This window comes from Demequina capsici (assembly GCF_032102965.1).
Taxonomy (GTDB): domain Bacteria; phylum Actinomycetota; class Actinomycetes; order Actinomycetales; family Demequinaceae; genus Demequina; species Demequina capsici.
Window position 1 is genome coordinate 923,397 of the sequence record NZ_CP134880.1, and the last position, 20,120, is coordinate 943,516.

General features: G+C 70.8%; 22 protein-coding genes. 19 read left to right on the forward strand and 3 right to left on the reverse strand.

Features of this window, described 5'->3' with window-relative positions; genetic code table 11:
- The first annotated feature begins 47 nt into the window (after window positions 1–47).
- From RN607_RS04410 to RN607_RS04435, 6 genes are all read left to right on the forward strand, one after another.
- Window positions 48–1,556 carry a carboxylesterase family protein gene (locus tag RN607_RS04410; protein WP_313544610.1) on the forward strand — a complete coding sequence of 503 codons (1,509 nt, stop codon included), beginning with the start codon at window positions 48–50 and terminating at the stop codon, window positions 1,554–1,556.
- Between the two features lie 122 nt (window positions 1,557–1,678).
- Window positions 1,679–2,989 (forward strand): UDP-N-acetylglucosamine 1-carboxyvinyltransferase, encoded by a 1,311-nt coding sequence (gene murA, locus RN607_RS04415; RefSeq protein WP_313544612.1) that lies wholly within the window; start codon window positions 1,679–1,681, stop codon window positions 2,987–2,989.
- 1 nt (window position 2,990) lies between these two features.
- The gene (locus RN607_RS04420; protein ID WP_313500275.1) at window positions 2,991–3,716 is read left to right on the forward strand and encodes a lysophospholipid acyltransferase family protein; all 726 of its coding nucleotides are present in this window, start codon (window positions 2,991–2,993) and stop codon (window positions 3,714–3,716) included.
- Window positions 3,713–4,714: an NAD(P)H-dependent glycerol-3-phosphate dehydrogenase gene (locus tag RN607_RS04425; protein ID WP_313500276.1), complete on the forward strand. Its 1,002-nt coding sequence runs from the start codon at window positions 3,713–3,715 to the stop codon at window positions 4,712–4,714. Before RN607_RS04420 ends, RN607_RS04425 begins: the two co-directional genes overlap by 4 nt.
- 31 nt (window positions 4,715–4,745) lie before the next feature.
- Window positions 4,746–5,837: a D-alanine--D-alanine ligase family protein gene (locus RN607_RS04430; protein WP_313544614.1), complete on the forward strand. Its 1,092-nt coding sequence runs from the start codon at window positions 4,746–4,748 to the stop codon at window positions 5,835–5,837.
- 46 nt (window positions 5,838–5,883) lie between these two features.
- Window positions 5,884–6,558: an SDR family NAD(P)-dependent oxidoreductase gene (locus tag RN607_RS04435; RefSeq protein WP_313544616.1), complete on the forward strand. Its 675-nt coding sequence runs from the start codon at window positions 5,884–5,886 to the stop codon at window positions 6,556–6,558.
- 14 nt (window positions 6,559–6,572) lie between these two features.
- Here the strand turns inward: RN607_RS04435 and RN607_RS04440 are convergent, their stop codons facing one another.
- Window positions 6,573–7,040, reverse strand: coding sequence for a DUF3515 family protein (locus tag RN607_RS04440; RefSeq protein ID WP_313544618.1), 468 nt, complete (start codon window positions 7,038–7,040; stop codon window positions 6,573–6,575).
- Between the two features lie 47 nt (window positions 7,041–7,087).
- Between RN607_RS04440 and RN607_RS04445 the strand changes: the two genes are divergently transcribed.
- From RN607_RS04445 to RN607_RS04460, 4 genes are read left to right on the forward strand one after another with little or no spacing between them, the layout of a single operon-like run.
- Window positions 7,088–7,591, forward strand: a complete 504-nt coding sequence (locus tag RN607_RS04445; protein ID WP_313544620.1) for a hypothetical protein — start codon at window positions 7,088–7,090, stop codon at window positions 7,589–7,591.
- The gene (locus RN607_RS04450) at window positions 7,572–8,951 is read left to right on the forward strand and encodes an MATE family efflux transporter (RefSeq protein ID WP_313544622.1); all 1,380 of its coding nucleotides are present in this window, start codon (window positions 7,572–7,574) and stop codon (window positions 8,949–8,951) included. Before RN607_RS04445 ends, RN607_RS04450 begins: the two co-directional genes overlap by 20 nt.
- A gap of 10 nt (window positions 8,952–8,961) precedes the next feature.
- A complete protein-coding gene (locus RN607_RS04455; RefSeq protein WP_313544624.1) occupies window positions 8,962–9,903 on the forward strand; it encodes a thiamine-phosphate kinase in 942 nt (313 codons plus the stop codon).
- Window positions 9,904–9,953: 50 nt separating this feature from the next.
- The gene (locus tag RN607_RS04460; RefSeq protein ID WP_313544626.1) at window positions 9,954–10,496 is read left to right on the forward strand and encodes a GNAT family N-acetyltransferase; all 543 of its coding nucleotides are present in this window, start codon (window positions 9,954–9,956) and stop codon (window positions 10,494–10,496) included.
- 78 nt (window positions 10,497–10,574) lie between these two features.
- On the opposite strand, the gene rpmB is transcribed toward RN607_RS04460, so the two are convergent.
- Window positions 10,575–10,766 carry a 50S ribosomal protein L28 gene (gene rpmB / locus RN607_RS04465; protein WP_084073692.1) on the reverse strand — a complete coding sequence of 64 codons (192 nt, stop codon included), beginning with the start codon at window positions 10,764–10,766 and terminating at the stop codon, window positions 10,575–10,577.
- Window positions 10,767–10,998: 232 nt separating this feature from the next.
- On the opposite strand from rpmB, the gene RN607_RS04470 reads away from it, so the two are divergent.
- Window positions 10,999–12,519: a DAK2 domain-containing protein gene (locus RN607_RS04470; protein WP_313544628.1), complete on the forward strand. Its 1,521-nt coding sequence runs from the start codon at window positions 10,999–11,001 to the stop codon at window positions 12,517–12,519.
- Window positions 12,516–14,840, forward strand: coding sequence for an ATP-dependent DNA helicase RecG (locus tag RN607_RS04475; protein WP_313544630.1), 2,325 nt, complete (start codon window positions 12,516–12,518; stop codon window positions 14,838–14,840). Before RN607_RS04470 ends, RN607_RS04475 begins: the two co-directional genes overlap by 4 nt.
- Window positions 14,841–14,846: 6 nt before the next feature.
- On the opposite strand, the gene RN607_RS04480 is transcribed toward RN607_RS04475, so the two are convergent.
- Window positions 14,847–15,623, reverse strand: coding sequence for a hypothetical protein (locus tag RN607_RS04480; RefSeq protein ID WP_313544632.1), 777 nt, complete (start codon window positions 15,621–15,623; stop codon window positions 14,847–14,849).
- Window positions 15,624–15,726: 103 nt separating this feature from the next.
- Between RN607_RS04480 and rsmD the strand changes: the two genes are divergently transcribed.
- The 7 genes from rsmD (at window position 15,727) to RN607_RS04515 (ending at window position 20,116) form a co-directional block, all read left to right on the forward strand.
- Window positions 15,727–16,311: a 16S rRNA (guanine(966)-N(2))-methyltransferase RsmD gene (rsmD, locus tag RN607_RS04485; RefSeq protein ID WP_313500297.1), complete on the forward strand. Its 585-nt coding sequence runs from the start codon at window positions 15,727–15,729 to the stop codon at window positions 16,309–16,311.
- A complete protein-coding gene (gene coaD / locus RN607_RS04490; protein ID WP_313500298.1) occupies window positions 16,308–16,790 on the forward strand; it encodes a pantetheine-phosphate adenylyltransferase in 483 nt (160 codons plus the stop codon). Before rsmD ends, coaD begins: the two co-directional genes overlap by 4 nt.
- Before the next feature lie 160 nt (window positions 16,791–16,950).
- On the forward strand, window positions 16,951–17,523 hold the full coding sequence (locus tag RN607_RS04495; RefSeq protein WP_313544634.1) for a YceD family protein: 573 nt from the start codon (window positions 16,951–16,953) through the stop codon (window positions 17,521–17,523).
- A gap of 2 nt (window positions 17,524–17,525) precedes the next feature.
- Window positions 17,526–17,720 carry a 50S ribosomal protein L32 gene (gene rpmF / locus RN607_RS04500; RefSeq protein WP_313500302.1) on the forward strand — a complete coding sequence of 65 codons (195 nt, stop codon included), beginning with the start codon at window positions 17,526–17,528 and terminating at the stop codon, window positions 17,718–17,720.
- 32 nt (window positions 17,721–17,752) lie between these two features.
- Window positions 17,753–18,490: a ribonuclease III gene (gene rnc / locus RN607_RS04505; RefSeq protein WP_313500304.1), complete on the forward strand. Its 738-nt coding sequence runs from the start codon at window positions 17,753–17,755 to the stop codon at window positions 18,488–18,490.
- Window positions 18,491–18,532: 42 nt separating this feature from the next.
- Window positions 18,533–19,489 carry a bifunctional DNA-formamidopyrimidine glycosylase/DNA-(apurinic or apyrimidinic site) lyase gene (gene mutM / locus RN607_RS04510; RefSeq protein WP_313544636.1) on the forward strand — a complete coding sequence of 319 codons (957 nt, stop codon included), beginning with the start codon at window positions 18,533–18,535 and terminating at the stop codon, window positions 19,487–19,489.
- Between the two features lie 9 nt (window positions 19,490–19,498).
- Entirely contained in the window at window positions 19,499–20,116 is a 618-nt protein-coding gene (locus RN607_RS04515; protein WP_313500307.1) for a response regulator, read from the forward strand.
- Window positions 20,117–20,120 lie beyond the last annotated feature (4 nt).

Genomic DNA, 20,120 nt, shown 5'->3' on the forward strand with positions numbered 1-20,120 from the left:
GGCGGGGCATCACGCCCCCTGACGCAGGGAACGGCGAGGTGACGACGGTGGACGAGCGAGAGACGCCGCCCGTCGTCCTCACGCCGTACGGCGCGGTCCAAGGCGAGTGGAGAGGAGCGTCCGCGGCATTCCGAGGGATCCCGTTCGCCGCCGCCCCCGTCGGGGACCTCAGGTACGCCGCCCCGGCCGCTCCCGCACCATGGGACGGCGTCAGAGACGCCACCGCACCAGGGCCGACGCCCCAACGGCGTCCCTTCGGTCCCGTCACCACGATCCCGGAGCCGTCCTTCCCGGGGGACTCGACCCTCAACGTCAACGTGTTCACGCCCGCCCCCGGCGACGATGCGGCGCAGCTGCCGGTGCTGGTCTGGATCCACGGCGGCGGATTCTTCGCAGGGTCTCCCTCGAGCCCTTGGTACGACGGCCGAGCGTTCAACCGGGACGGCGTCGTCACGGTGTCGATCTCGTACCGGCTCGGATTCGACGGCTTCGGATTCATCGATGGGGCACCGCTCAATCGCGGCATGCTCGACATGGTGGCGGCGCTCGAATGGGTGCGCGACTCCATCGGCGCCTTCGGAGGCGACCCGGACAGGGTCACGATCGCGGGCCAGTCGGCCGGCGGCGGAGCGGTGCTCGCGCTGCTGTCGATGCCCAGCGCCGCGGGGCTGTTCCACGGCGCCATCTCCGCCGCGGGAGCACTCAGCTCGATCGACGTGCCGACTGCACGGCGAGTGTCCGAGGCGATGGCACGCGCGGCAGGAGTCGACGGCTCGCTCGAGTCGTGGCGCTCGCTCAGCGAGGACGCGGTGCTGGACGTGCAGCTCGCGCTCGACGTGAGATCCGTGCTGCCGACGCCGTCCGGACTCGACGGGGCCGTCCAGGCGATCTTCAAGGAGGGCCAGGCGGTCATGCCCCTCGCCTTCGGGCCGATCATCGACGGAAGCACGTTGCTGCCCTTCGCCGACGCCGTCGCCGCAGCGGGACCCGACGGCGTGCCGGCCATCCTGTCGACCAACGCGCACGAGTTCACCTTCCCGTCGGAGGGTCCGCCCTTCGGGGCGCTCGAGGAGGCGTTCGTCGCGGCCGGGCTCGCCACCGAGGACGCCGCGCCGCTGCTGCGGGAGATCTCGCTGATCGGGCAGGAGGCCATCAACGGCCAGCTCGTCACGGAGGGCCTGTTCCGGGTGCCGCTCGCCCGGCAGGTCGCCGCGCGCACTGCGGCAGGAGCCGGCGGCCGCACCTGGCTGATCGACTTCCGCGACCGTTCGCCGGTGACAGGCTTCGCCAACCACTGCCACGAGCTGCCCTACGCATGGGACCTGCTGGATGCCGACGGCGTGACGCAGGTGCTGGGAGACCGCCCCTCGGCCGAGCTCGCACGCGGGCTCCACGCAGCGTGGCTGGGCCTCATCGTCGAAGGACGGTGCGCATGGGCTCCCGTCGCCGACGCACCGGCGGGGGCGCTGGTAGCGAACGGCGACGAGCTGCGCTACGCGCCTGACTCGTACGCGTTCGAGACGGCCGTGGCCCACGCCGGTCGGCTGGAGCCGTAGCCGTCCCGGCGCTCGAGGGCACGACCGGCGCGGCGGCCGCGCCCTCGAGCGCCACGCCGATGCGGCGCCTCGTCCCGTGGACAGTGCCGGAGCGCGGGCCCGCATAGGGGAAGATAGTGGCCATGAACGATTCCATCCGCGTCACCGGCGGACGGCCGCTCGAGGGCGAGATCACCGTCCGAGGCGCCAAGAACTTCGTCTCCAAGGCAATGGTCGCCGCCCTGCTGGGCAGCACCACCTCCACCCTGCGCAACGTGCCGGACATCCGCGACGTCAAGGTCGTGTCGTCCCTGCTCAGGCTCCACGGCGTCGACGTGGACTACGACGTGCAGTCCGGCGTCCTCACCATGGACACCTCTGATCTGCAGTCGGCGGACGCGATGCAGATCGCGACGCACGCGGGCTCATCGCGCATCCCGATCCTGCTGTGCGGCCCGCTGCTGCACCGGCTCGGCGAGGCCGTCATCCCCGATCTGGGCGGGTGCCGCATCGGCGACCGTCCGATCGACTTCCACCTCGAGATCCTCCGCAAGTTCGGCGCCGTCGTGACCGAGGCGGGGGATGGCCTGCACCTCAGCGCCCCGAACGGTCTCAAGGGGATCCACCATGAACTGTCGTACCCCTCCGTGGGCGCGACTGAGCAGCTGCTCCTCACCGCAGTCATGGCCGAAGGCATCACGACCCTCCACAACATGGCGGTCGAGCCCGAGATCAAGGACCTCATCGACACCCTTCAGAAGATGGGCGCGATCATCTCCGTCGACACGGACCGCTCGGTGACCATCGAAGGCGTGCCTGAGATGTTCGGCTACGACCACGTGTCGCTGACTGACCGCATCGAGGTGGGCTCGTGGGCGTGCGCGGCGCTCGCCACGGGAGGAGACATCTTGGTCCGCGGCGCCCAGCAGCGCCACATGGGCATGTTCCTCAACGTGTTCCGCAAGGTCGGCGGCTCCTTCGACGTCACCCCGGAGGGGATCCGCTTCAGGCACCCGGGCGGCGACCTCAAGCCGATCGCCATCCAGACCGACGTCCACCCGGGCTTCATGACCGACTGGCAGCAACCGCTCGTCGTCGCCCTCACCCAGGCCGCAGGTCTCAGCATCGTTCACGAGACCGTCTACGAGAACCGCTTCGGCTTCACCGACGCGCTCGTCCAGATGGGTGCGCAGGTACAGCTCTACCGCGAGTGCCTCGGGGACAAGAAGTGCCGCTTCGGGCAGCGCAACTTCACCCACTCCGCCGTCATCTCGGGTCCCACCCCGCTCAAGGCCGCAGAGATCGAGGTGCCTGACCTGCGCGGCGGCTTCTCGCACCTCATCGCCGCGCTCGCGGCGGAAGGCACCTCCACCGTGCGCGGTATCGGCATCATCGATCGCGGTTACGAGAGCTTCCGCGACAAGCTCGCGGCGCTCGGCGCCAGCGTGGAGTGACGTGGCGACTCCAGAGACCCGCGGATATCGCGCTGCCGCGATCTTCCTGCGCTCGATCTTCGGCACCGTCACCCGCAAGGACTGGCACGGTGCCGAGAACCTGCCCACCGACTCGGGCTTCATCGCGGTGTCCAACCACGTGAGCTACGCCGACCCGATCACGCTGGCGCACTACCTGTACAACAACGGTCATCCGCCGAGGTTCCTGGCCAAGTCCTCCCTCTTCGAGGCGCCGGTCCTGGGCCGTGCGCTGTACGGGCTCGACCAGATCCCCGTGTTCCGCGGGACTGCCAGGGCGAAGGACTCGGTGGACAAGGGCATCGAGGTGCTGCGCCGCGGCGACTGCATCGCCATGTTCCCGGAGGGCACCCTGACGCGTGATCCCGACCTGTGGCCCATGGTCGCTCGCCCAGGCGCGGCGCGGATGGCGCTCGACTCGGGCGTGCCGATCATCCCGGTCGCCCAGTGGGGCGCGCACCGTCTCCTCGCGCCATACGGCAAGGTTCCCAAGCCGTTCCCGCCCAAGCGCATCACGGTCGTCGCCGGTCCGCCGATCGATTTCACCGACCTCGCGGACCAGGGACGTGACGCCGAGACCCTCCGCACGGCGACTGACCGCATCACCTCCACCCTCACGGCCATGCTCGCGGACATCCGCGGTGAGGACGCTCCGGCAGAGCCGTGGGACATGCGCAAGGGCGGCCGACGGTCGGGGGGCGGCGCGTGACGCGCGCCGCGGTCCTCGGCGCCGGGGCCTGGGGCACCACGTTCGCCGCGGTGCTCGCTGACGCTGGCAGCGACGTCACGCTGTGGGGACGTGATCCTCGCGCCGTCGCGCAGGTACGGGACGAGCGTCGCAACGACCGCGCGCTGGCAGGACTGGAGCTGCCCGCGGGCATCCATGCGACCACGGACCCCGCTGAGGCGCTCGCGGACGCCGACATCGTCGCCGTGGCCGTGCCCGCGCAGTCGGTGCGCGCCATCGTCGCAGGGATGGGCTCGCTGGTGCCGTCGGGCGCGGTCGTGACGTCGCTCATGAAGGGGATCGAGCTCGGCACGCATCAGCGGATGTCGCAGGTGCTCGGCGAGGTCTGGGGCGTCGAAGACCAGCGGCTGACCGTGGTGTCGGGGCCCAACCTTGCCAAGGAGATCGCGTCGAAGCAGCCCACTGCCACCGTCATCGCCGGGGTGAATCCTGCCGCGACGGAGCTCGTGGCGGCCTCGACCGCGTCGTCGTACTTCCGCCCCTACACGAACTCCGACCTCGTCGGCGTGGAGCTGTCCGGGGCGTACAAGAACGTGATCGCGGTGAGCGTCGGCATCGCCGACGGGATGGGCTTCGGCCACAACACCACCGCGACGGTCATCACCCGCGGGCTCGCGGAGATCACCCGGCTCGGCCTCGCCCTCGGTGCGTCGCCCGAGACGTTCTCGGGGCTGGCGGGCATGGGCGATCTGATCGCGACGTGCGCCTCGCCGCTGTCCCGGAACCACACGTTGGGCTCGGCCATCGGCCGTGGCGCAGCGCTCCAGGACGCGATCGAGTCGACGGGCGGCACAGCGGAGGGCGTGAAGACATCGCAGTCCATCCAGGAGCTGGCGCGCGAGCAGGGGGTGGACGTGCCGATCTGCGACGCGGTGGTCGCCATGATCCACGACGGAGCTCCGAAGGAGGCCGTCCTCAACGCCCTGGTGTCGCGCCCACGCAAGGCGGAGGGCCAGTAGTGTCGAGCGTGACCGTGATCGAAGGGGTGCGATGACACGCAAGCCGACCGTCGCCGTGCTGTTCGGCGGCCGCTCGTCCGAGCACGGGGTCTCGTGCGTCACCGCGGGTGGCGTGCTGGGAGCGATCGACCGTGATCGCTACGACGTCGTGGCCGTAGGCATCACCCGCGAGGGGCGTTGGACGCGTGCGTCGACCGACCCCTCCGACTGGCGCATCGTCGACGGCATCATGCCCTCCGTGACCGACGAGGGACCCACGATCCTGCCCCCGCGGCAGGTCGGCGACCCCGAGTGGAGATCCGACGACGGAGCCTCGGTGGTGCCCATCGGAGCGATCGATGCCGTCTTCCCCCTGCTCCACGGGCCCTACGGCGAGGATGGCACCATCCAAGGCGCGCTCGAGCTCGTCGACGTCCGATACGTCGGCTCGGGCGTGCTGGCCTCGGCCGTGGGCATGGACAAGCAGTTCATGAAGGCGGCGTTCGTCGATGCGGGCCTTCCCGTCGCGCCCGGGATCGTGCTGCAGCCTGGTCAGAGCGTCGCCTCGCGCATGCCGGAGCTCGAGGCGCTGGGGCTGCCGGTCTTCGTGAAGCCCGCCCGTGCGGGGTCCTCGATGGGGATCTCCAAGGTGACGTCGTGGGACCAGCTGCGGGCCGCCGTCGCCGACGCGGTGAAGCACGACCCCAAGGTGCTCATCGAGGCGGGGATCGTCGGCCGGGAGATCGAGACGGCGGTGCTCGCCACGGCGGGCGACGTGCGTACGTCACCCCAGGGCGAGATCGTGACCGGCGGCGATCACGCCTTCTACGACTTCGAGGCGAAGTACCTTGACGAGTCCCACGTCCAGCTGCTGTGCCCGACCCTGCTCGACGATCTGGTCGCAGGCCAGGTGGCCGACTACGCCCGCCGCGCGTTCCTCGCCGTCGGTGCCGAAGGGCTCGCCCGCGTGGACTGCTTCGTCGCGGCCGACGGCACGGTCACGGTGAACGAGATCAACACGATGCCCGGCTTCACCACCACGAGCATGTATCCGCGCATGTGGGCCGCGGCAGGGATCGCGTATCCCGAGCTCGTCGAGGCGCTGATCCAGGAGGCGCTCGCTCGGCCTCTCGGACTTCGCTGACGCTAGGGTCGACTCAGGAGCGCAGGCCACGTCGAAGGAGACCTTCATGCCCACCATCGCGATCATCGGAGCGGGTCCCAACCTGGGAGCGGCCGTCGCACGGCGGTTCGGGCGGGAAGGCTACTCGGTGGCACTGCTGTCGCGTGACCAGGAGAAGCTCGATGGGATGGCCGCGGAACTTCGTGCGCAGGGGATCCCCGCGCGTGGGTACGCGGCCGACGTCCTGCAGCCCGATCAGCTCGTGGCGGCGCTCAGGGACGCGGCGGGCGAGCTGGGTACCATCACGGTCCTCCAGTACAGCCCTCTGCCGTTCCGCACGTTCCTGAGGCCGGTCCTGGAGGCCACGCCCGAGCTCGCCACGCAGGCGTTCCAGTTCTCGGTGCTGGGCCTCATGCACGCGGTTCGCACGGTCCTGCCCGCCATGCGGGATGCTCGCGAGGGCACCATCCTCCTCGTCAACGGCGGGACCTCGGTGAAGCCGCGTGCCGACTTCGCGGGCACGTCCCTCGCGTTCCCGGCGGAGAGCGCCTACGGCGCGATGCTGCACGAGGCTCTCGCGCCGGAGGGGATCGGCGTGCATCAGCTGGTCATCCCAGGCTCGATCCCCCTGCTGCGCTACACGATCGACGAGGTGGCGGAGCGGGTCTGGGAGCTTCACGCTGAGCCGGGCGACTTCCGTACCATGCTCATCCCGCTGGAGGAGGGGCGCGAGCCGGAGTGAGCTCCGTCAGCGCATCACAGGCACTCGAGTCCGTTCGTCGGCGCGAGGGCAGCGGGGCCTGACAGCACCGCCAGGAGGTCGCCGAGCGCCTGGTCGGCCCTGACCTTGGGCACGGTCACCTCGAGCGCGGGGGAGCGTCCGAAGGTGGTCGCGATCCACGAGTCGTCCGTCTCGTCGATGATCCAGTCCTGGGTGCCGGTGGTGGCGTCGACGGACAGGCATTCGTCCGTCGTGGGTCCTGGCGGCTCGACGCCGCATCGTGCGACGACCACGCCCTCGTCGTCTCCCCAGGCAGCCGTCGCCTGCGACGTCGTGGTCCGCTTGTCCAGCCCGCCGAGCACGTCGGGCATGGCGAGCATGACGCGTGCGCAGTCGGGGTCCGCCGCGTACTTCGCCGGATCCACCGCGTACGGGGACGCGCAGCTCGCGAGGAGGGGCATCCCGAGCACGAGCAGGCTGAGTGCGAGGGCTTTGCGAGGCATGCCCTCAGCCTAGGCGTCAGTAGGCTGGTGGCCTGACGAGGAGGATCATGCTGCGCACCGAGAACCTGCTGCCGCCACCGGCCTGGGCGGACCCGTTCGGCGCGTGGTACCGCCATTGGGCGGTCGCGGTCGCGCTGGGCGTGGTGACCATGGGCGTCTTCGGGTACATGCTCCAGGGTGAAGGCCTTCTCACGGTGCTGCTGGTGGTGGTGCTCGTGCCCGGCACCGTCCTCAACGCGTGGCTCGGATACCAGGGCCGCGCCGTCGCGCTCGGCGACTCGTCGGTGCTCGAGGGCCGCGTCCTCGACGGCCGGCTCGAGCTCGCCGGTCTGGCGTCGCCGTTGGCGCGTCGTCGGTGGGCGACGTTCGGGCCGGGCGTTCTCAGGCTTCAGAAGGTGGGCGCCACGCGGCAGGGAGCGGTGCTCTACTCGCTGGGCGATGAGGAGTCCGAGGTGCGCTTCCTCCACGACTCGGACGTCGGTCCATCGCGACTGTCCAGGCTGGTGGAGATCGCCCGCGGCCAAGGTGTCCATGTCGTCCTCGAGGACTGAGCTGCTGCGGGGCCTCCCGCATCGTCACGCGTTCTCGCTTGCTTGGCCTGCCATCGTCGCGAACGTCACCGTCCCGCTCGTCGGCCTGGTGGACACCGCGATGCTGGGCCACTTCTCCGATGCGACGCACCTGGGTGCGGTGGCGATCGGCGGCACCGTCATCGGCGCGGTGGGCTGGCTACTGAACTTCCTGCGCACGGGCACCACCTCCGTGGTCGGCAGGGCGCTCGGAGGGGGTCGCATCGCTGACGCGGTGACCCACCTGCAACGTTCCGTGCTGATGGCGGTGGGGCTGGGCGGAGCGATCGTCGCGCTGCAGTGGGTGGCGATCCCGCTGCTGATGGGAGTGCTGGCTCCTGCGGGCGACGTCCGCGACCTCGCGTCGGGGTATGCGCTGATCCGCCTCCTGGCCGCTCCTGCGACCCTGCTGACCTTGGTGGCCAACGGGTGGTTCGTGGGCGCGGGCGACACGCGGCGTCCGCTCGCCGTGGTCGCCACGGTCAACGCGTTGAACATCGGCCTCGACGTGGCGTTCGTCGCCGGACTCGGGTGGGGCTCGGCGGGGGCTGCCGCAGCGTCGGCGATCGCGGAGTGGGCAGGCGTGGTGGTGGCTGCGCTGCTGTGGTGGCGGGCGGCGCCGGCGACGGTCAGGGCCGCAGTGAGGACGTGGCGCGGGAAGGGGCTCCGCGCAGGCTGGGGCAGGGTCGTGTCCCTCAACGGCTGGCTGTTCGGGCGGACAGCCGTGCTCTACATGGTGCTGACGTTCGTGACGGCGTACGCGGCGCGGGTGGGCGAGGACGTGCTGGCAGCCACGTCGGTGCTGATGCAGTTCATGCTCCTCGCCTCATATGCGCAGGACGGCTACGCGCATGCCGCTGAGGCGATGTCCTCACGGGAGATCGGGCGGCGCGACATCGTCGGCTTCCACCGCGCCAACCTGGCCGCCGCGCTGCCGGCTGTCGCGATCGGCGCGGTGTTCACGTTGCTGTACCTGGCGGCGCGCGATCCGCTGATCGCCGTGATGACGGACCTCCCAGCGGTGTCGGCCTCAGCGCGGGAGTACTTCCCGTGGGTGATCGTGCTGCCGCTGTTCAGCTCCCTGGCGTACCTGTTCGACGGGGTCTTCCTCGGGTCGGGCCATACGCGGGCGATGTTCGTGACGATGGTGCTGTCCGCCGTCGTCGTCTTCTTCCCCGTGCTGGCGATCGGGGCGCTGTGGATCGGCGACGACCGCGGCCATGACCTGTGGCGGGCCTTCCTGCTCTTCAACGGGGCGCGCGGCCTCTTCCTGGCGCTCGCGTACTGGCGCACCACGGTGCGTGGCGGATGGCTGGAGAACGAGGCCGTCGCGTCCACCTAGGCTTGTGCGCATGACGACCATCGGAGAGATCGGAGAGGACGCGCTGATCGCGCTCTTCGTCCCGCGGCTGCCGGAGACCGACGCCGAGATCCTCGGGCCGGGCGACGACGCTGCAGTGCTGTCCGTCGACGGTCACCTGGTGGTGTCGTCCGACGTGCTCGTCGAGGGCAGGCACTTCCGCAGGGAGTGGTCTACCGGGGCGGACGTGGGCTGGCGCGCGGCGATGCAGAACCTCGCGGACATCGATGCCATGGGCGCCGTGCCTACAGCACTGCAGATCACGTTGTGCACACCGTCGTCCCTGGACGTCGACTGGGTGCTGGACTTCGCCGACGGTTTGCGCGAGGCCTGCGAGCCCCACGGCGTCGGCGTCGTCGGCGGAGACCTGTCGGGGGCCGACCAGATCGTCGTGTCCGTCACTGTGCTCGGCGAGACGCACGGCACCGAGGTCGTGACCAGGGCCGACGCTCACCCGGGCATGGTCGTCGCGGTGTCCGCGCCGCTCGGGGCCGGTGCCGCGGGGCTGGCGGTGCTCACCGCAGGTGTCGACGCCGCTCCGGAGGCGGTGCAGCTGTTCAAGCGTCCGCGCCCGGTCGTCGGGGCCGGTCTCGAGGCTGCGCTGCGCGGCGCTGCAGCGATGATGGACATCTCCGATGGCCTGCTGCGCGATGCGGGTCGGATCGCGCGCGCCTCCGAGGTGGGGATCGCGATCGACTCGGCCGCGGTGCCGGTGCATCCCGCCGCGTCCGTCGCGGCACAGGCTCTTGGCGTGGACGTGCTGCCCTTCGCGCTCACCGGGGGAGAGGACCATGCGCTGCTCGCGGTCTTCCCGTCTGCGGGCTCGGTGCCGTCGGGTTGGGAGGTCGTCGGTCGCGTGACCGAGGAGTTCGACGGGGTCCGGCTGGACGGCGCGGTGCCCGAGTCGCTCGGCTGGGACCACTTCTCGCGCTGACCGGAACCGTGCGGGGCGGTTCCGAGCCGTGCCGGGTTAGCATCGCCCGCATGAGCTCGATTCCGGCTGACCTTGGAGGCGGCCTGGTGCTTCGCCAGGTTGAGGGCGGCGACGCTCGCGCCCTGTCCGCTGCGCTACGTCGCAACCGTGACCACCTGGCGCCCTGGAATCCCGAGCGAGGCGATGGCTTCAGCACGGAGGCGGGGCAGGCTGAGCTCATCGGGCGGCTGCTGGGGGACGCGGAGGCGGGAACCTGTCTGCCTCTGGTGATCACGAGCGGCTCGGACGTCGTGGGGGCCCTCACGGTCTCCCAGATCTATCAAGGGCCTTTCCAGAGCGGGAACGTCGGGTACTGGATCGACCGCGAGCTGGAGGGGCGCGGGATCATGACGCGGGTCCTGGGCGCCGTGGTGGAGCATGTGTCCACCGAGCTGGGCCTGCACCGGCTGCAGGCGGCGACGCTGCTGTCGAATCGGCGCTCGCAGGATGTCCTCGAACGCAACGGGTTCACACGGATCGGCGTGGCCGAGCGATACCTGCAGATCGCAGGGCGCTGGCAGGATCACCTGCTGTTCCAACGGATCATGGAGTGAGCGCGTGAGCGCACGAAGAACGGGCGCCCCCGTGAAGGGGACGCCCGTTGCGCTCAGCGAGAGGTTCGCTGGGAGGTCTTAGACGTTGCGGGTGACCTTGCCGGCCTTGAGGCACGAGGTGCACACGTTCAGGCGCTTGGGGGTACCGGCGACCACTGCACGGACGCGCTGGATGTTGGGGTTCCAGCGACGCTTGGTGCGGCGGTGCGAGTGCGAGATGGAGTGCCCGAACGAGGGGCCCTTGCCGCAGACGTCGCAGTTGGCAGCCACGATAGTTCTCCTACAGTTCTTGCACGCCGGAACCTACCGACAGTGCCACGATTGGATAGCCCGGATGCTCGGGCAACCGCACAAGGATATAGGACGATCCGCGAATGCGCCAAACGCCGTCTCCCGGTGGGAGGTCCTTGCCCCTCATCGTCGCACGCTCGTGACACGATAAGGAACGGACGACGCCCGGGCATGCGCAGCGAGGCGGCGAGAACTGCGGAGAAGGTGACGGATGAGCGAGGCCACGGACCTGCGTCGCTGGCTCGAGGCCGGCGTCGACGCGGTGAAGCGGGCGCGCGAGAGCCTGGATGCCATCAACGTGTTCCCGGTCGCTGATGCGGACACCGGCACCAACATCTACCTCACCCTTCAGGAGGGCAACCGCGCGGTCGCGAAGCTTCCGGACGACGCGACTCACCGCGAGGTGGTGGCAGCCTTCGCCAGGGGAGCTCTCGTGGGAGCCCGTGGCAACTCGGGCGTGATCGTCTCCCAGTACCTGTCGGGCTTCCTCACCGCGATCGACGAGCGCGGCGGCCTGAATCGCGCGAGGCCGGCGGCCATCGCGGAGGCGCTCGAGATCGCGGCCGAGGCTGCGTACCGCGCGGTCAGCTCGCCTGTCGAGGGCACCATCCTCACCGTGGCGCGTGCGGCCGCGAAGGGCGCGCGCGGCGCTGTCGGAGCGAAGGCCGGCCGGGAGGCCGTCGCGGTCGCCGCCGTCGTGTCCGCCCGCGCCGCCCTCGCGGCGACTCACGAGCAGCTGCCCAGCGCTCGTCGCGCAGGGGTCGTCGACGCCGGCGCGGCCGGCCTGGTGCTCCAGCTGGAGATGCTCGCGGAGACGCTCGCAGGCAGGGATGCGCTTGCAGCCCTCGACGAGGTCGAGTGGGAGCTGCGCGACGGGCACAGCGTGATCTCGACCCCGAGCCCGCACGGCCACGGCCTCCCCGGCGGCGGCGCGTACGAGGTGATGTTCGTCGCCTCGCCTCCCGACATGGACGACGTTGACCGGCTCCGGCTCGACCTTGAAGGAGTCGGAGACTCCGTCACGGTGTCCTTCGGTCACGGTCTCGCCCAGGCGCACGTCCACACCGATGCGCCGGAGCTGGCGGTGCGGATCGCGCAGTCCGTCGACGCGCGGCAGATCGTGGTGCGGAGCCTCCTCATGAGCCATGTCGCCGATCGTGCGGCGACCGGCGTGGTGGCCCTGACCTCGTGCCCGGGACTCGCGGAGCCGCTGACCGACGCCGGCGCGGTGGTGCTCGTCGTCCCGGATCCCGCCCGCATGAAGAAGCGCGAGCTGCGGCGTGCGGTGAAGGACGCCTCCGGTTCATCGTCCGTGGTCGTCGCCGGCAACCTGGCCCTGCGCCTCGCCGCACGCGAGCTCGCCGCGCGACGCAGGCACTGGCGCATGACGGTGCTCGAGGCGGGCCATGAGGCGCAGGTGATCGCCGCCGTGGCGGCTGCGGCGCTCGCCACCCCGGGGGAGGACCTCGCGGCGCTGATGGCGGACGCGGTGGCGCGCACCGCCACCGGGGCATCCTCGGTGGATGCGCTCGACGACGATGTGGAGCGCCTGCTCGGTCCCTACGCCGACGTCGTCACGCTGATCCTCGCGCGAGGCGTGCCTGCCGACGTGGCGGAGGCGGTCCGCCGCTTGGTCGCGAGGACGGCGCCCATGGCCGACGTGCAGGTGTACGAGGGCGGTCACGGCGAGCCAGGCATCCTCATCGGGGTCGAGTCGTCGCCGGTCGCATGACGACGCACCCCCGCGGCGAGGCGGACCGCATCGTTCAGCCAGCCGCTCCGTCGCCGCACCTGGGCGGACGGCTGACGGAGCCTCTCGCCCGGGTGCTCGGCACCCGCACCGCGCAGTCGCTCGCCAAGCTCGACCTCGTCACCGTCGGAGACCTGCTCCGCCACTATCCTCGGCGCTACGGCGAACCCGGCGAGATGACTCCGATCCGGGATCTCCGAGTCGGCGAGCATGTCACGGTTCAGGCGCAGGTACGGTCGGCGACGACACGGCCCATGCGGAACCGGGGCGGGGCGATGCTCGAGGCGATCGTGACCGACGGTCGCGACTCGCTCCGGCTCACGTTCTTCGCCAAGCGGATCGGCGTGCTTCGCATGCATGAGGACAAGCTCCGCGCGGGGCGCACCGGCCTGTTCACGGGCACCGTCGGCGAGTACCGCGGCGAACGGCAGCTCACCCATCCGGACTATCTCATCGTCGGGGTCGACGCGGCGGACGAGGATGAGGCGGCGCTGGAGGCCTCGCGTCCCATCCCGATCTACCCGTCCGCGGCGGGTGTGCCCACGTGGCGTATCGGTCGTGCGGTGCGTACGGTGCTCGACCCGCTGACCGCCGCGGACGTCGAGGACCCGATCCCTGCGGGCCTCCTCGAGCGGCATCACCACGGCACGTTGCTCGAGGCCTGGCGAGGCGTCCACGTGCCCGAGACGCAGGCAGACTGGCAGGCAGGTCGGAAGCGGCTCGTGTACGAGGAGGCGCTCGTGCTGCAGGCGGCCCTCGCGCGCCGACGCGCCGAGCATGACTCGCATGCCACGGTGGCACGTCCAGGCCGTTCCGACGGCGCCTTGGACGCCTTCGACGCGCAGGTCCCGTGGCCCCTCACGGGCGCCCAGGTGCGGGCGGGACAGCGGATCGCCGCGGATCTCGCCCGCGAGACGCCGATGCTGCGGCTGCTCCAGGGCGACGTCGGCTCCGGCAAGACCCTGGTTGCCCTGCGGGCGATGCTGCAGGTGGTGGACGCGGGCGGGCAGGCTGCTCTGCTCGCACCCACGGAGGTGCTGGCGGCGCAGCACCTGCGTTCCCTGCGGGCGATGCTCGGACCGCTCGCGGACGCAGGTGCCCTGGGCGGAGACGCGCGCGGCACCCGCGTGGCGCTGCTCACCGGTTCGCAGGGCGCGAAGGCCCGGCGTCAGGCGCTCGCCGACGCCGCCTCCGGCGCGGCGGGGATCGTGGTGGGCACGCATGCGCTGCTGAGCGAGACGGTGCAGTTCGCGGACCTGGGCCTGGTCGTGGTCGACGAGCAGCATCGGTTCGGAGTCGAGCAACGGGACGCGCTGAGAACCCGAGGCGCCCACCCGCCGCACATGCTCGTGATGACCGCCACGCCGATCCCGCGGACCGTCGCGATGACCGTGTTCGGCGACCTTGAGACCACGGTGCTCGACGAGCGTCCGCCGGGTCGTGCGGACGTGGTCACCCACGTCGTCCCTGCGGGCAACCGGGCGTGGATCGACCGTGTGTGGGCAAGGGTCGCTGAGGAGGTCGCCGAGGGTCGGCGCGCGTACGTCGTCTGCCCACGCATCGATGAGGCGGACGCTGCCGACGCGATGGACGTCGACGCTCCCGAGGCGGGCGTCGAGGATCTCGCGGACGAGGCGCGGCTGCCGCTCGATGCCGACGCCGTCAAGGGCGCGAGCGCTCCGAGGCCTCGGCTCGCGGCCGCGACCCAGATCGCGGAAATGCTGCGGTCGCGCCCCGAGCTCGCGGGCGTGCGCGTCGGTCTCCTGCACGGGCGCTTGTCCGGCGACGACAAGGATGCGGCGATGTCGGCTTTCTCTGCGGGTCGGACGCCGGTCCTCGTGTCGACGACGGTGATCGAGGTGGGTGTCGACGTGCCGGAGGCGTCCGTGATGGTGGTCCTCGACGCACAGCATTTCGGCATCTCGCAGCTGCACCAGCTCCGCGGTCGGATCGGGCGCGGCGGGCTTCCGGGGGTGTGCCTTCTGGTGACGAGCGCGGAGGAGGGCACGCTCGCGGCAGAGCGGTTGGCGGCCGTGGCAGGCACCACGGACGGCTTCGAGCTCGCGGACAAGGACGTGGAGCTGCGGCGCGAGGGCGACGTCCTGGGCACCGCGCAGTCGGGCGGCCGGAACTCGCTCCGGCTCCTTCGTGTGGTGCGGGACGCCGCTGTCATCGCCCAGGCGAGGGACGATGCGCGAGCCCTGGTCGCCGCGGATCCGGCGTTGAGTACGCATCGAGCGCTCGCGATGGCGATCGACGAGTGGCTCGGCGCGGAGCAGGCGGAGTACCTGGAACGCGGGTGAGCGCGGTCAGGACGTGCAGGCGATGTCCAGCCCGCTCGGCTCTCCGGTGCCTGTCACCGTGAACGTGACGGTCTTGCCCGAGGCGATCGGCTTCGCGCCCTCCTCGCTGGCGACGGTGACCACGCCGTCCGCTTGATCCGTGAGGGACCCGCCCGTGACGTCCGTCGCGGTCGCGTCGCCGATGCCGATGCGCACGGTCCAGGTCGTCACGCCGCCCGCGCGGGCCTTGACCCGCACCTCGAGCTCGAAGCGGCCGTCCTTGGCCCTGTCCTTGCGGATCTCGGCCGCGCATGCGCCGTCGGCGCCCGGCGTGCCGTCGGTGCCGACGACGGCCGACGAGGTCATCGTCGGGCTGGGAGTCTCGGCCGGGCTGGCGACGGCGAGCGGGCTCGCAGTGGACCAGGGGCTCGCCGCGTTCGACGGGCTCGTCGTGGACGCGGCGACCGGAGCGGCACCGCGCCCCAGGAGCGCTGCGGCGCCGAGCAGAACGCCGACCACGATGATGATCGCGCCTGCGATGGCGAGCGTCACGAGAGGCGGGCGCCGACGAGGATCCGTGGCCGCGGGCGCCGCGTCCGACGCGCCGTGTGCGCCGACCGGCTGGACCGATGGCGGGGCGGAGCCGGCCGCGTCGCCGGCGAGGGCCGCGGCGATCGCCTCCGCGGGCAGCACCACGGTCGGGTCTCCGTCCTGCGCGGATCCGAGCGCTGGTCCCGTGGTGGGCAGCGGAAGCGTGGTCGGTGCCTGCTCGTCGATCGGGTCGGTCGGTGAATCGTCGGTCATCCGTGTCCTCTCCTCCGCGCCGTGACGACGGGAGCGTCGTCCTCGTCAGCGCGCGGCGCCCGCAGGATGTTCCCCGCGCGCAGGCGACCGGTAGCGTGGCCGCATGACCCGCATCATCGCTGGCGAGCTCGGCGGACGCCGTGTCGCCGTACCTCCGAAGGGCACCCGCCCCACGACCGACAGGGTCCGCGAGGCGGTGTTCTCGCGGTTGGAGCATGCCGGAGCGCTGCGGGGCGCACGCGTCCTCGATCTCTTCGCCGGATCGGGCGCGCTCGCCTTCGAGGCGTTGAGCAGGGGCGCTGCCGACGCGGTCCTCGTCGAGGCTGCGGCGACCGCCGCTCGAGTGGCGCAGTCGAACGTGGCGGAGCTGCGGCTTCAGGCTCGTGCACGAGTGGTCAAGGAGAGGGTGCTGCCATTCCTGACCCGGTCCCAGGAGAGGTGGGATCTGGTGCTGCTCGATCCGCCCTATGACATCGCTCGGGCAGATCTTGCGGGGGTGCTGGAGGCGCTCGCGCCGCGTGTGGCGCCCGACGGCACGGTGGTGCTCGAGTGGGCCGCACGCGCGGGCGATGCGCCGTGGCCCACAGGGCTGACCGCCACCGGTGCGAAGGCCTACGGCGAGACCGCCGTCCATTACGCCGAGGCGACCCGCGCGCCCGGCGAGCGGACCGGTAGCGTGGACGCATGACGATCGCTGTCTTCCCTGGGAGCTTCGACCCCATCACGCTCGGACACGTGGACGTCGCGTTGCGCGCTCGAACCATCTTCGAGCGGGTCATCATCGCGGTCGCGCACAACTCGACCAAGTCGCCGCTGCTCGATGCGCAGACCAGGCTCGAGCTCGCTCGCGAGGCGACAGCGCATCTCGACGGCATCGAGGTCGCCACCACCGATGGCCTCCTCGTGGAGTTCTGCGAGAGCGTCGGCGCGAATGCGATCGTCAAGGGGCTGCGCGGCGGGGCCGACTATGATGTCGAGCGGCCGATGGCGCTGATGAACCGGTCCATCACGGGAATCGAGACAGTCTTCCTCACAGGGGACAATGCTCTGAGTCACATCGCGTCGTCCCTGGTACGTGATGTGGCGAGGCATGGAGGGGACATCACCGCCTACGTGCCTCGGGGCGTTGAGAGCGCGGTGCTGCGGGCGCTGGGCCGCGACGTCTGAGTCCCATCGCGCCGTATCGGAACGCGCCTCCGCCGGTGCGTGACGGCGTTCGCCCGGTTCCGGGTTGAGTGCAGGCGGCAACTTCGCGTAGACTCTTGCGCTGGTCCGCCGTCTGGCGTGGCCGAGGTCCTTGAGGACTGGAACTGATCGGGAGGCGCGCGTGTCGCACACCAAGCGCCGACCGGGCTCGCCGTACGACATCCCTGCACGGGACATCATCGGTCGCCCTGGGACGCAGCGATTCGTCTCGGAGACGTTCCCGGCCCCCGCGGTCCTCGGCACCGACATGATCGGCGTGCCTGAAGGTGCGGAGGTGAGGCTCGAACTGAGCCTCGAGTCCGTGCAGGATGGAATCTGGGTCTCCGGAACCGTCACTGCCGAGGCGGTGGGCGAGTGCGGGAGGTGCTTGGACGAGGTGCGGCTGACGGTCGCGGCCCCGATCCAGGGCCTCTTCGAGCTCCCCGGCGTCGAGCGCGAGGACGAGGAGGAGGAGCCGGAGGACGTCTACGAGTTCGATGGGGAGACCCTCGAGCTCGAGGAAGTCGTGCGGGACGCGGTGGCTGAACAGCTGCCGTTCACCCCGCTGTGCGAACCGGACTGCCCGGGGCTGTGCGACCAGTGTGGCGCGCGGCTCGCGGACGACCCGGATCACACGCATGAGAAGATCGATCCCAGGTGGTCGGCTCTGCAGACGTTGGACGTCGACGAGCCGGCCCAGAAGAAAGAGAGTTAGCCGTGGCTGTTCCCAAGCGCAAGATGTCGCGCAGCAACACGCGTGCACGCCGCTCCCAGTGGAAGACCACTGCTGCTGCCACCGTCGCGTGCCCGTCGTGCAAGTCTCCCAAGCTGTCCCACGTGGCGTGCCCGTCCTGCGGTGCGTACAACGGGCGTCAGTACGCTGAGGCGCTTCGCACCGAGCACGAGGCGTAAGGCGCGTCACCCACGCGCTGCGAGGTGAGCAGGTGAGCATCCCGGGCCAGGCCGCGGCTGACGCGCTGGTCCGGCGGATCGGCGTGTCCATCGACCCCGACCTGCTGGTGCTCGCCCTCACCCATCGCTCCTTCGCGTATGAGGCGGGCGGTCTTCCGACCAACGAGCGACTGGAGTTCCTCGGCGACTCCGTGCTCGGCATCGTCGTGACCGACCACCTGTATCACGCGCACCCCGACCTGCCGGAGGGTGAGCTCGCCAAGATGCGAGCCGCCTGCGTCTCCCAGAAGTCGCTCGCGATCGTGGCGCGCGAGATCGAGCTCGGTCCGTGCATCCTGCTGGGCAAGGGTGAGACGGCGACGGGAGGCTCCGACAAGGACTCGATCCTCTGCGATGCGTTCGAGGCGATCCTGGGCGCCGTCTACCTGACCCATGGCATCGAGGTGTCGCGGGACGTGGTGCTGCGGCTGGTCGGGCCGTCCTTGGCGGCCGCAGCACGGTCCGGTGCCGCCCTCGACTGGAAGACGTCTCTTCAGGAACGCTGCGCGGAGCTGGGGCTCGCGGCCCCCGTCTACGACGTCGACGGCGAGGGCCCCGATCACGCCCGCGTGTTCACGGCCCGCGCTGTCGTCGATGGAACGGTCCGCGGGCAGGGCACGGGCAGTGCGAAGAAGCACGCCGAGCAGGAGGCCGCCGCGGCTGCGTACGCGTCGCTCGCGACGTTCGAGTCCTCGTTGAAGGCGGACGCGATCACGTCCGACGTCTCCTGAGCATCCCGCTGTCTCCCGCTACCACGCACCCCGCTCCTGCCCATGCCTGAGCTGCCAGAGGTCGAGACCGTCCGCGGCGGGCTGGAGTCCCTCGTCTCACGCTGCACGATCGCGGAAGTCGACATTCGCCGTGACAGCTGCGTGCGGCTGCTCCCGGGCGGGGCACCCGAGTTCGGTGCGCAGGTGACGGGCACCAGGATCTCCGCGGTCGTGCGTCGCGGAAAGTTCCTGTGGCTGCCTCTGACCGAGCCCGGGGCGCACGCGGTCCCCGAGGTCGCGCTGAGCGCGCACCTCGGAATGTCCGGGCAGTTCCGGGTGCACGAGGCTCCTTGGGATGCCGCTCCGCCTCCGCATCCCCACTGCCGGGCGCGCCTGAGCCTCCTGAAATACGACGGCGTACCGCTGACTCTCGACTTCCTCGACCAGCGCACGTTCGGCTACCTGCATGTGGAGGCGCTCGTGCCCACGCCGGACGGCGGACCAGGCGGCTTCGGTTCGGATCTGCCCGCGCTGCCGGTCACAGCAGCGCATATCGCGCGGGACGCGCTGGACCCACGCGTCGATGTCGCGGCTGCGGGGCGGGCGCTCCGCCGTGGGACTCGCGGCATCAAGCAGGTGCTTCTGGATCAGACGGTGGTGAGCGGAGTAGGGAACATCTATGCGGACGAGGCGCTCTGGCATGCGCGGATCCACCCTGAGCGGCCCGCGCACACCGTGACGGCACCCCAGGCGCGGACACTCCTCGGTTCCGTGAGGTCGGTCATGACGGCGGCCCTCGCGCAAGGTGGCACGAGCTTCGACGCGCTGTACGTGAACGTGAACGGGGAGTCCGGATACTTCGATCGCTCGCTTGGGGCCTACGGCCGCGCGGGGGAGCCGTGCAGGCGGTGCGGACGCGCTCTGCGGAGGGCGATCGTGGGGGGTCGCGCCACCCATTGGTGCGCGACGTGTCAACGACGCTGGGCGCCCAAGCCGGGAATCCGCTCGTTCAAGCGATAGCATCGACCCATGTCCGACATCACTGTCCTCGTCCTCGACGACCACGAGGTCGTGCGCCGCGGAATCTGCGACATCCTCGACCGGGCCGACGGCATCACCGTCGTCGCAGAGGCATCCTCGGTGGCGCAGGCGACGCGCCGTGCGGATGCCGTGCGTCCGCAGGTGATCCTGTCCGACCTGCGGCTTCCTGACGGCACGGGGCTCGACGTCATCCACCATGTGCGTGAGAAGTTGCCGGACACCCGCGTGGTCGTGCTGACGAGCTACGACGACGACGACGCGAAGGCTGCGGCACGCTCCGCGGGCGCCGATGTCTTCCTCGCGAAGACCGCGAGCAGCGCGGAGGTTCTGCAGGCGGTGAAGGACGCCGCCACGGGTCGCGAGCACGGCCAGCATATCGACGTGCACGAGGACGACATGCTGTCGCGTCTGACTCCCATGGAGCGCCGCGTGCTCACGCTCGTGGGGCAGGGACTGGCGAACCGTGAGATCGCCACGGAGCTCGGAATCGCCGAGAAGACCGTCAAGAACCACGTGACGAGCGTCCTCGCCAAGATGGGTCTCCAGCGCCGCACGCAGGTCGTCGCGTGGGCGACCGCGCGACGCGCGCAGTCGTTCCGCGGCTAGCGAG

Bases quoted from the DNA above. Each gene is read 5' to 3' on its own strand.
- murA (WP_313544612.1), top strand. From the start codon at position 1,679: ATGAACGATTCCATCCGCGTCACCGGCGGACGGCCGCTCGAGGGCGAG.
- RN607_RS04430 (WP_313544614.1), top strand. From the start codon at position 4,746: ATGACACGCAAGCCGACCGTCGCCGTGCTGTTCGGCGGCCGCTCGTCC.
- RN607_RS04435 (WP_313544616.1), top strand. From the start codon at position 5,884: ATGCCCACCATCGCGATCATCGGAGCGGGTCCCAACCTGGGAGCGGCC.
- RN607_RS04440 (WP_313544618.1), bottom strand. From the start codon at position 7,040: ATGCCTCGCAAAGCCCTCGCACTCAGCCTGCTCGTGCTCGGGATGCCC.
- RN607_RS04445 (WP_313544620.1), top strand. From the start codon at position 7,088: ATGCTGCGCACCGAGAACCTGCTGCCGCCACCGGCCTGGGCGGACCCG.
- RN607_RS04450 (WP_313544622.1), top strand. From the start codon at position 7,572: ATGTCGTCCTCGAGGACTGAGCTGCTGCGGGGCCTCCCGCATCGTCAC.
- RN607_RS04455 (WP_313544624.1), top strand. From the start codon at position 8,962: ATGACGACCATCGGAGAGATCGGAGAGGACGCGCTGATCGCGCTCTTC.
- RN607_RS04460 (WP_313544626.1), top strand. From the start codon at position 9,954: ATGAGCTCGATTCCGGCTGACCTTGGAGGCGGCCTGGTGCTTCGCCAG.
- RN607_RS04470 (WP_313544628.1), top strand. From the start codon at position 10,999: ATGAGCGAGGCCACGGACCTGCGTCGCTGGCTCGAGGCCGGCGTCGAC.
- RN607_RS04475 (WP_313544630.1), top strand. From the start codon at position 12,516: ATGACGACGCACCCCCGCGGCGAGGCGGACCGCATCGTTCAGCCAGCC.
- RN607_RS04480 (WP_313544632.1), bottom strand. From the start codon at position 15,623: ATGACCGACGATTCACCGACCGACCCGATCGACGAGCAGGCACCGACC.
- rsmD (WP_313500297.1), top strand. From the start codon at position 15,727: ATGACCCGCATCATCGCTGGCGAGCTCGGCGGACGCCGTGTCGCCGTA.
- coaD (WP_313500298.1), top strand. From the start codon at position 16,308: ATGACGATCGCTGTCTTCCCTGGGAGCTTCGACCCCATCACGCTCGGA.
- mutM (WP_313544636.1), top strand. From the start codon at position 18,533: ATGCCTGAGCTGCCAGAGGTCGAGACCGTCCGCGGCGGGCTGGAGTCC.
- RN607_RS04515 (WP_313500307.1), top strand. From the start codon at position 19,499: ATGTCCGACATCACTGTCCTCGTCCTCGACGACCACGAGGTCGTGCGC.